This window comes from Photorhabdus sp. RM71S (assembly GCF_042879355.1).
GTDB classification, from domain to species: domain Bacteria; phylum Pseudomonadota; class Gammaproteobacteria; order Enterobacterales; family Enterobacteriaceae; genus Photorhabdus; species Photorhabdus kayaii.
Genome location: NZ_JBHFKV010000010.1, coordinates 100,571 through 111,692, shown reverse-complemented (window position 1 = coordinate 111,692; position 11,122 = coordinate 100,571). Strand labels below are relative to the sequence as shown.

The 11,122-nt window shown below is 53.9% G+C and carries 4 protein-coding genes and 1 pseudogene; 3 read left to right on the top strand and 2 right to left on the bottom strand.

From position 1 onward, the window contains the following. Positions 1-396, top strand: a 396-nt coding sequence (locus ACGF5R_RS08345; protein WP_387690451.1) for an IS630 family transposase, incomplete at its 5' end; no start/stop codon positions are given. 72 nt (positions 397-468) lie between these two features. Here ACGF5R_RS08345 and ACGF5R_RS08340 read toward each other — a convergent pair. After that, positions 469-711: a SymE family type I addiction module toxin gene (locus ACGF5R_RS08340; RefSeq protein WP_387690449.1), complete on the bottom strand. Its 243-nt coding sequence runs from the start codon at positions 709-711 to the stop codon at positions 469-471. 102 nt (positions 712-813) lie between these two features. Further along, positions 814-1,113 (bottom strand): helix-turn-helix transcriptional regulator, encoded by a 300-nt coding sequence (locus ACGF5R_RS08335; RefSeq protein ID WP_112878237.1) that lies wholly within the window; start codon positions 1,111-1,113, stop codon positions 814-816. 25 nt (positions 1,114-1,138) lie between these two features. Between ACGF5R_RS08335 and ACGF5R_RS08330 the strand changes: the two are divergent. Beyond that, positions 1,139-1,461, top strand: a pseudogene (locus ACGF5R_RS08330) (transposase); the annotation flags it as partial. A gap of 633 nt (positions 1,462-2,094) precedes the next feature. Beyond that, positions 2,095-11,088: an insecticidal toxin MCF gene (gene mcf / locus ACGF5R_RS08325; protein WP_387690447.1), complete on the top strand. Its 8,994-nt coding sequence runs from the start codon at positions 2,095-2,097 to the stop codon at positions 11,086-11,088. Positions 11,089-11,122 lie beyond the last annotated feature (34 nt).

The window sequence follows — 11,122 nt, the reverse complement described above, 5'->3', positions numbered from 1 at the left end:
GCCGGCTGCCTCAATGCCCAAACAGGGAAAGTGACTTATGTTAAAGGGACAAAGAAGGACTCTAATTTATTTATCAAGATGTTAGATGAGCTTAATACCCACTATCCTGATACGAAAACGATCACATTAATCTTAGATAATTACTGCATCCATAGCAGTCAGAAAGTCAAACATTGGTTGGCCCAGCATCCGAAATTTAACCTCTTATTTTTACCGAGTTATTCCCCCTGGTTGAATAAAATAGAACGGCTCTGGCAATCGTTGCATGAGACAGTCACCCGGAACCACAGCGGCCAATCTATGTGGCGATTGCTAAGTTATGTTGATGCTTTCTTGGCGTCGATTTCAGCACAGCAAAAACCAGCAATGAATAAAATCGGTGTAGCATCATTATGAATTCTTATTTAGAACAACTACCTTGTTAACATTAAGATCCCAGCCCAAGCGCTGGGATCTTCCTTTTAGCCGTCAGCCATTCTCAGCTAGCCGGATAATCAACTGCCCGCGTTCAACGGTGATGTTCACCGCCTGCCCGGTGGCAAATCCGGACTCTTCCAGCCAGTTGCCTTTAAGGTGCAGGCTGGGATGCTGGCTGTAATAACGGGTCATCCCCGTATTGCGGTCTTCGTGGCGGGTGTTGGTATAGCCCACCTTATAGTTGCGTCGGGCTTTTGAAATCTTCAAATCTGCATTACAATCGCGGTTAGCCATGGTAACTACTCCTGTTAGTTGCCTACGGTTAGCAGCGTTACCGGATGGCCGTCTGGTAATGCTGCACTAAATAAAAATCGTCTTTCCTGTAGCAAATCCTTTCTACGATGTCAGTAACTGCGTCATCTTCGAACGTTTAAGCAAACTGTCCATCAACACAATCAGCGCCTGCTGATCTTCATCTGATAATGAATCCATCTGCATCACAAGCGCCTGTAAACGCGGGTTATGTATCTGTGGCGGTGTCATGGGTTCCAATCCGACAAGTGAATCCAGACTACTTTGTAATACCTGAGCGATCCTGACCACAGCATCCAGTTGAGGAACAGAAGCACCGCGCTCCCAGCGGTTATAAACCCGGCGATCAACGTTGAGCAGCTCAGCTAATCTTGCTTGTGTCATCTTGCGGGCTTCTCTGGTTTCCTTTAACAGTTATCGCATCGTAGGGTTTTTTATTGCCATCCGTGGAACCTATCCAGTCAGAAGGTTCATATTATCCTTGACGGAGCAGTTACCCTCGGAGTGAGTTGGTGAAAGAGTGGGCTTATGTGATATATCGACCTTCATTACTTACCGCCATACAGTCTGAACCTGATAGAAAGGTTGTGGAAGGTGATGAATGAAAAGGTCAGAAATAATCATGACTTCGCCTCGACGACCCTGTTCAGGCAAGCAATACATCGTTTTTTTACGGAAATATTACCGGAACTTGCCGGGAACCTGTCGTACCGTATTAATGACAACTTCTAGGTTCTGAATTCTGCATCTTCAAGTTAAGCGGGTATACCTAATCGAACAATAGTAAAACATTATATTAATTGGGGTTGCTTGACAGTTGCAGTAGAACTTTTAAATATCGCGCTCTAACTCAAAAATCAGATACAACAATTCACTAATAAATAACCTTCCTAAGATTCGTTATTATTTATTCAACGTCTTATAAAAAACGCAACAATATAATTTAAAAATACTTTTACATGTAAATAATTTCATTGGATAAATAATTAAAATTACAAATAATATATATTTAAATATATAAAAAATTAATTATATTGCAATGTTATCATTCATGTGATCTGAAATATAAACGAAAAATAAAGGAGATAATTATGACTACAACTACAGAGCAAATAAATGTTGACTATCTAATATTCACTAATATAAATAACAATAATATGTAACTATCACCTAAATAAAGGAATGCAAAATGACATCTGCCTTTGACTCGATCGTATGTGTGGGAACCCCCGCGGTAACTGAATACGTTCGTACCTACAGTTATGGTCTTTAGGTCGGGGAGAATGTCAAATCTGTATCGACAAACGACAAACAGCTTTTCGCAGCGCGAAGGGTTTCGCTTAAAAACAGGCAAGGATCATTGCAATGGCTTATATATCCAAAGACTTCACGAACCTGCTCAATACCTTGATCGATGGACAGATTAAGGCAGCAAGTCGTCAGACCGAATGGTTTAACATGGGGCCTGATGAGCGTGCCGGCTACATCAGGCAGGTAGACGAGCGGTTACAGGAAATGCAGCAGAGTACGCTGAGTGTGCTGGCTGCCCAGTATTTTCAGATGCAGGACAACCCCGTTTCTGTTGGCGACCAGTTGCAGACATTGCAGCAAAGACGGCAGCAGATGAACGATGTGCCCGGCACACCGGCGATCAACGCCTATAAGCAGCAACTGGACCGCGACATCCTGCTATACAGCCGACAGCAGATGGCCATAACGCACTTTGACAGCACTTGGCGTAAAGCTTTGACCATGCTCAATCCCGGCGGCTCTAAGACCTTGAAGACGACGACCCTGAGGGAGGACGCGGCGGACAAGCAGGCTAAGCTGGATACCGAGATCAAACGTCTGGAACAACAACTGACTATACAGGTGGCTGCCTCCACGTTCAGCCCAAAATACGTGACGCTGTTTTCCAAATTACAGGCCTACAAGGAGGTCAATGCCCGCTACAACGCCTTACTCAAAGCATCCTCTACGGAAGAGGCCGCAGCTTTCGGCGGGCTGACCACGGTGCCTCCGGCCTCTGATGATCTGCCGGTAAATATTTCGTTGCTGATGATGGAGGAGCGCCCTGGCTACATCCGCATGAACGTCGCACTAGTTAATGCCAGCACCGATGGCCGCTTCAAAGATTTCTTCCTGGAGAACGGCAGATTAGTTGTGTCGGCGGACAGGGTATTCAACTTCTCCTTCGGTACCGCAGCCCGCTCCCTAGCCTGGCAACAACAATACCGGCTCAAGAGTGAGCCGCCATCCTTTCGCTCGCCGACCTATGCACCAATTCGCTCGGTGCTGGTCAAAACCGAATTCGTCGAGAAGTACTTCGCCAACTACCTAGTTTCGGAAAGCACCTTGCGTGAAGGCTTCAAGGCGCAGTTGCTGGGTAATGGTCGCAAAATGCTACTGACCAGCGTTGACCGCAAGGTGCCGAACCAGGTCGGGATTCAGGTGTCCGGCCAGGTTTCGAATACCACCATCACCCGTGAGGTACCATTGGCAAGCGCCTTGAGTGACCTGATCAACCAGAATGCTGATATCGCTAGCTTCCAGACTATCGGCCTGGAGGGGTTTCGCCAGAACGGTTACCACCCGGACCGTGACGGGCTTTTCGTTAATATCCATGAGCTGGAACGTTCGGTCGGTTTTGCCAGTCGTCAGTACTTGTTGGAAATGCCCCAGGGCAACGGTTACCTATCCGCGACGCCCTTTGGGGTGATGAGCGTTGACGACAACAAGGTCAGCAGCAGTCACTTGAGCAAGGCGCAGACCGACATACTGTATCAATACAACGCCGCATTTTTCGAGAAGCTGGAGCAACTGCGTGAAGGCGGTACGAAGGCCAGTCGTCTGTTTAAAGGCAGCGAAGATCGCAAGGCGTTCGAGCAGCAGCTGGTACGTTTGCTCGAGCGTAACCACATCACCCCCGCAGGGGTGTTGGCGCCGGAGTACTTCCGTAACAACATGCGCGATATCAAGGGTAATAACCTAAACAAAGCGCTGTGGGAACAGGCGTTTGCCGCTTCGGTCTGGCGAAGCAGCGATAATGACCCGCTGCTGTTCGGGCTGGCGACGAGACTGGTGAAGAACCCGGCTATGGTTAAGGTCTTGCAAAATGGCTATGTGCAAAGTGATATTGCCCAGGCCAGGGGGCTATTGGCGCCGTTGTACGAACAATGGCGCATTCGAGCCATCGAAGCGGAAATCCAGCGGGTTGCTAGCGCGAAGGGGGCACAGCATCCAGGCAATCCGAAAGTACATGTTTTCGATCAAACTGCGGTTGAGCACTCGCTGGACGACAAACTGCTCACCCTGTTACTGACTGGTCCCCAGGGCCTTGAGAACGCCGATGCGCAACTGCGCCCGGCGGTTGAGGCGGCGCTGTTGAGCAATGAGGGCAGGAGCTTGCGCAAACAGGTCTTGTTCCATGCTTTGCGTCCGGTAGCCGATAGCTTTTCTAAGGCTGCGGTCCCGGTCAATCCTCACGCTGCGCTGGGTGACGGCAAGGTCATGATCAATAACTGGTTGAATCAGCCCGATCCGTATCTGATCCTCAATACCAGCCCTGAGGAGCAGACGTATCACGAGGATTCGTACCTGATCAAGGACGATAAGTACCGCAGCTACAACCAGTTCCGTCCGGACCCGAAGAATGACGCCACACGCTACATGAATGACCTGGACACCCCGTTCGTGGGGGGGATTTCCGGGACCACCCAGACCGTCAGTAATGCCTTGCCGGAATTGTTCGGTGGTGCGTTGAGCGTCAAGCAGTATTGGCAATTCCAGATGGCCAATGCGGCATTCATGATCCGTAACGGCTATCACTCGTTCTTCGAAACCCTCTATGTCGCTGCGCGTTACGAACCGGAGGGTGCGGACAGTATCGGCAAGGATATGTTGCAGATGTTCGACAAGTACCGCGCCGAAGGCAGCAAGAGAGAGTTGCAGGGTGAACTGTATGATGGAGTGATAGCGCGGGTCTTGCCAATCATTAATCAGGGCTTGCCAGCGGCTGACGAATTCCATCCACCGCGTTTTACCTACATGGGTCCAAGACCGGCGCTGCTGGGGCAGGCGGTGAAGGATCTCGAACTCAAGGTCGGGCTGGTGTCTGTAGGTGATGGATTTGAGCCCCGACAAGGCAGTGCTGACATCCGTCAGTTTGCCACTGATCCTGCACTGTTCGCCAAAACCCGCACCATCAGTGCTGAGGTGCTGGTCAGGTCAGGGCACCTCCCGGCAGAGGGGAGCGCCCAGTTGGTGAAGGTCAGGTCAGGCTTATACGAGCTTGAGTACACTAAACAAAATGCTAATAGCATATCTTCAAGTAGCGTGTCGGCGTACTTCCTCGGCTACAATGGCCCGAACCAGGCCAATGCGGTACCCGCCTATGTGGACATTCCCAAGCATGTGGCCGCAGGGAGCTTTCTGTTCACCGGGACACTATCGGGCGGCTCGCTAGTGGTGACCAGCATCGACGACAATACCTACCGGGTTTACCACGATGGCCGATTCAACAGCTCGCTTCTGTATGACAATGTGGTGATGGCGGTCGACTACAAGGATTACCAGATATCCGGTACCACTGAGGGCCTTGCTGCGGCGTACATGCAGTACGTCAATGGCGAGTGGCAACTGGTGTTCCAGAGCCAGGAATATCAACGAGATGGACAGATGGTCTGGCCGAAGTTGCGCGGTGGTGTGGAGCCACTCTCGATTCAGGTTGCCGGCAGTCAGGTGGCGGAGCGCAACCAGGCCGAATTCGCCACTTACCGCGAGCAGGTTCACCAACAACTGAAGACGGTGGCGACGCAGTTTGGGGTGTCGGTCGAAGGAGTTAACGACGGCGTCTACACAGAGGGGGCGTTTTCTCCTGAGCATCCGGCGATTGCCGCATGGACCCGGTTGCGCGAAGCGGTTCAGGCCAAGGTCAAAGCCAACATTGACCAAGTGGCGGACAAACGCTACCAGCTCCAGGAAGCACGACGTACCTCAAGTGATACGGCCTTGATCGACCAGCAGATCAAGCAACTCAATCTTACACAGGACTACTACAGAGCGCAGTACGATCCAGTATTGCGTGAAGCCAGTTCTGTCGAAAAGACTTGGCTCTGGCAGCAGATCAAAGCTAAGGACGGCAGCGTTGCGGTGGTACGGATTGACGATACGGCCATTCAAGGCGAGGAGCGCACTAGCAGCGTGGGAGAACGTTACGCGGCCTCCGAGGCCTATCAGCGCGGGGCACAGGATAGCGGGTTCAATGATGGTTTGCGTAACTTCCGGGAGATCAAGATCCCCGGAGTGGATGACAAAATGTCGGTTCTGGAGATGAAACGCCTGTTTCTTGAAGGAAAACTTACCCATGAGCAACGGGGGGCCTTGAGCGGTCGCATCACCGAAATCAGCCAAGCCGAGTACATCGACAAGGTACTGCGACAGACCGCAATGTTCAGTGAGGACTTCCATGACGCCGGCAGTGTCTTCGACCGCTTAGTACCACAGGACTTTTATTTGTCGCTGGTCGGTGACCGAACCGGTGGCCGTTGCTACCCTTTGGTCAGGACCATGGCTGTGGCATTGGCGGGTGGTGGAGAGGCTGGCATCAATAGCCTGGTACAAAAGCTGTTCTTCGCCTCCGCTGACCCGCAGGCGGGCAGCTCCACGCTGCTCAAGAATAGCCTGATCAGTCTGCACTACAATGTTGAGGCCGTTCAGGCTTCCACGGAGCTGGGCCAGTTCAATTTGTCCGAGGTGGTGTTGCGACTGGCCGCAACAACCAGCACCTCGATGTTTGCACTCAATACCCAGAATCACTCGATGATGGTAGGGAGCACTGTCACGGCCGAAGGCCGTCGCTACTACTTCTATGACCCGAATGTTGGGATCTTTGCCTTCAACAACACCAAGAGTCTGTCCAGGGCTATGGAGCAGCACTTGGTGGTGCGCGGGCTGGCCGCGCACTATGGCTCGTTCGGCAGCAAATCGGTGCCAGCCTTCAACCTGATTGAGATCGATACCGGCAAGATGGCTGAGGTACCAGTGGGTAATGGCCTAAACGTGTCTGACCTGACCCGATTCGAGGAACTGTCCAGTGTCATCGGGCAACGGCACCAGGTCGAGCAGGTGGTGAGTGTACAAGAGCGGGTCATGGAAGACTTGCGACTGAGCCCTGCACTGAAGACCTTTGATGCCGAGCAATGGGGCGCCCGGTTCGAAGTCGCCAGCACCCGGCTGGCGCGAGAGCACCAACTGGACAGCCTCTGGCTACCGATTATCGCTACGACGGAAGACCAGGGGGAAGGTCGCTACCGGGTCCAGTTCATTAACCGTGACCAACCCGAGCAGACCCGCTGGTTGATCACCAACGATAGCACCTTTGTTGAATTCCGGCGCTTCGTCGATGAGCACATGGGTGTACTGAACGAGCACTTTACCCTGGAGCACGGCCGGATACGGCCTCGCGGCGGAGTTGGCGAGGCCGCTCCGGTGGATGGGCTGAACGCCGGGTTTGCGGTTCAGACGCTAATCCAGTGGTTTGCCGACAAGAACCGCCACGATGCGGCAAGCGGGGTGACTTCGCCTGATCTGGCCACCGCGCTCAAGGTTCACAGCTACCTCAACTTGGTCCAGATGGCTCACGGTGGTGTACAGGATATAGCCAAGGTCACCGCGTTGGTGCGTACGGCGCTGCGCGGTGAAGTGGTGGCCGCCGAAACCTCGTTAAAGGACTTTGCTTCGAACCTAGGCCACACCGTCAACGAAGGTGCCGGTGTGTTGTTTGGCGGAGCTATGGTCGGTCTGGATGCTTATGAATTGGCCTACGCTGAGAACGATGTGCAGAAGGCGGTGTTCGGTACCCAGTTAGCGTTCGACTCGGCGAGCTTTGTCACTGGTACCGCCGGGGTGGGGGCTGGTTTGGTCGGTGCTTCGACGGCCGGGGCGGTACTCGGTGGAGCCAGCGTGATCCTTGGCGGACTCGCGGTGGGCTTTACGGCATTGGCTCAAGCCTTTGGTGCGGTCGCCGAGGATGCCAAGGCGGTAGGCCGTTACTTTGATACGGTCGACAAGGCGTACAAAGGTAACGGCTATCGATATGACAACGAGAAAAAGGTGCTGGTGCCTCTTGCCGGGGCGGTGATCAAGAGCCTTGACTTGCGCAGGAACCAGATCAGCTTCGACAGCCAGTACATCTACCGTACCCATTCGGGCTCTACCGGTTCGGGGAAAATCAATTACTTCTTCTGGGTCGGTGACTTTCCGCGAATGGTCCATGATCGTGGTCAGGCTATCGAAGTGCGTAGCGGTATTGGTTACAAGGATATCTCCCGGCCTCTTGAACACGGCGACAGCAATGTCGTGATCCTGCCGGGCACACCTAAGTCTTACATCAGTTACGAATACATGCTGCTCCCTGGCACCACCACACGCCATGATGCTGGTTTCGACGTGATACGCAGGCTAGAGGAAGACAAGCGGTTTGACTACGACTTTTATATCTTTCCGGGTGAGGAGACAATCCGCAGGATTCATCATGAGTACGTCGACACCCCAATCGAGGTGATACTCGATCAGCGCAACCGGCAACTGGTGGTGCCCGAGCTACCCAAAGAGCTACACGGCTTTTTGCGCTACGAGATCAAGGGAGCGGGTGGCGAGTACCTGATCGGCCTCAACGAAGGCACCCAAGTTAAGCTCACGAGCGATAGTGCGAGTGCATTATCGCGCTGGATCATCGATAGCAGTCAGCTCGCCAGTGACAGCATCAGCGTGTCGAAGAACCAACTGGTGGTCGGCGGGGTGGTAGTCGAACGCGATCCGATCCAGAACGGGCAGGTATTGGTGGTCAACGGCAAGGGAGAGGTGCGCGAAGTTGACTTTGCTGGCCTGACAACTCAGGTGGTAAGCGAAGATGCGAGTAAGTGGCAGGTGCCCGGCCAGCAAATTGAGCAGCACCTGAGTGATCTGGCCAAAGCGCATCAGTTGCACGGGCAGTACGTAGTGGTGGAGAACTACAGCCACAACGGGCGAGATGTTGGTCGAGCGTTTTACGATGTAGGCAAGGAGCGGATGTTGTTCACCAACGCCACCCACGAACAGACCAGACATGCCCAATTGGGTGCGGTGATGGGTGACCATGCCTATTTCTACGACGCCGACAATGCGGCGACGTGGCGGGTAGACATCGCCACCGGACAGGTCGATGTGCAGTTTGAGCCATGGTTTAATCAAAATGCGGGTAAGATCAGTCGGCTATGGCAGGAGGGAGATGCGGTCTACCTGGCACGCCGTTATCGACTAAAAGAGAAGGAGGCTGAACTAGAGAAGGAAGCTGAGCTGTGCTATCGGATACTCGATGATCGAATGGAGTTGGTCAGTGCGGTGGGTGATGATGCGCTGCTCCAGCTTTTAGCACGTACCAGCCGGCATAGTGATGAGCTCAAGACTATACTCAAGGGCTACTACGAGAGCAAAAGTATACAGCGTGAGACTCCGACGTATATATTGGGCGCACGGTTGATCCAGCCGACCAGTGCGGAGCTAGTCACGGTGTTCGGCGTGGATGCGGCTGGCGTGGCGCACCGCTACTGGATACGTCCCGGCGACGGGACACTGATCAAGCCGAATCTGGCGCCACTGGCAGATCAGTCCCCGCACTTTAAAGAGTACGAACAAACCCGCAGTGCCTGGCCGATCCCGGCCGACCTGGTGTTAGCGGGGAGCATGTTGCAGCCCGGCGACAAGGAAGTGTTTTTCTTCTACAGTAAAGAGCAAAAGGCCCTGTTCCGACAGGAAGGTCCCGGGCAGGCTGTTCTCGACGCCAGCCATCCCACAGCATTACGCATCAGTACTCCAGCGTTAGCCAACCTGGTCAATCTGAACGGCAGCTTGCTTGTCATCACTGAGGATGGGCGTGTGGCCCGGCTCGATGCACTGGGGCAGCTTAGCTACGAAGCGGTCAACGAGCATTGGCTCAAGGGACGTACCCACTGGTGGCAGGACCTGGCTAGCGTCGCCGACGGCAGAGCTACTCTGGCAGTGTTCGGGGTCAAGGGTACCGACGGCAAGAGCCTGCTGCCAGTGTGGTACCACAACGGTCAGGTAGTCGTGGCTTCGGCCCCCCTGCAAGATAAGCGTTTGCAGTTCTTGGGTTTTGAAGCGGATGGCTCCGGTGCGCGACTGTTCGAACCCGCCAGCGGCAAGTTGTATCGTCAGCCGCCTATGACTGCCGATGCGCTGGCTGCCGCGTTCGGTACCGACGAGGTGCTTGAGGTTTCGCCACAGCTTCCCGCCGCCAGTGAGCTGGCGTCTGGACTGCACCTCAAGGCGGCGGAGCAAGTCGATGCCGGGCTACGCCTGACCACCGTCAAAGGCGAGATCCTATTGCGAACCAATGACGGTAAATTGCAGTTGGTCGCCGTCGACAAAGGCTGGCAACAGGACAACTTCGCTCGTCTGCCACAGGCACTTGCTAAGATCGCTGGTCAGTGGCGAGCCAAAGGCGTGCTGACCTTGCAAGGCGATGACACACAAGGCTGGTTCGATGTCGGCAGCGGTCAAGTGTTCTCCTGCGGTAGCATCCAGGCTAAAGACAATCTGCGTTTCATCGGAATTGCTACCGGGAAGAAGGGCGCATATGTGTACAGCCCAACGAACCAGGCGCTATACCGGGTCAAGGACGATGGTGTGCAGAAGCTGAATCATTACACTAGTGTCGAGCGTATTGGTTCGTCGTTGTTAATTCGGAGCGGGGGCGCGGATGGTCGCCGGGACGACTTGACCCCACCGCTGATCGCCGGTGTTGACAGTGTGGTGTTGCATGGCGGTGCCGATAACGATACCTACCGCCTCAGCCAAGAGATGTGGTCGTATTACCGCACGGTTATCATTGACAACGATGACCCGGGCCAGGCCCTGGACCGCTTGATCATTCCGGTGGTTGATGCGGAAAAAATCCTCGTGAGCCGCCATGAGGATAACTTGATGCTGACTGACTCGACCAATGGCACGACCTTGGTGATGCGCAAGGTGTTCGGTAGCCAGGCGGTGACGCACCAGCATTTGCAAATCGAACTGGAAGGTTCTTCGCTGGTGATGGGAGTGGACCATCTGGTCAAGAACTTTACTCAGAGGAGTTACACCAAAGGGGGGCTGGTAGAGCTGTCTTGGGCCAGTAGACAACCCGTCATCATGCCTCATGCGATTCATTCCGTTGCTGCTGTCCCGGACACGGAGGGGCCGAGCCTAGCGAAGCTGAGCGGGGCGATGGCCTCGTTCCCTGATATCGGCGGTGCCCGCGAGCACCTGCCGCAAAACCGTCAGGCTACGCAGGCGGCGCTGGTGCCACCGCTGTCTTGAGTTAGCAGGAGAAACCACAGGAGGGGCGCAAAGC

Excerpts from the sequence above, each read along its gene's own strand:
- ACGF5R_RS08340 (WP_387690449.1), bottom strand. The coding sequence starts at position 711 with ATGGCTAACCGCGATTGTAATGCAGATTTGAAGATTTCAAAAGCCCGA.
- ACGF5R_RS08335 (WP_112878237.1), bottom strand. The coding sequence starts at position 1,113 with ATGACACAAGCAAGATTAGCTGAGCTGCTCAACGTTGATCGCCGGGTT.
- mcf (WP_387690447.1), top strand. The coding sequence starts at position 2,095 with ATGGCTTATATATCCAAAGACTTCACGAACCTGCTCAATACCTTGATC.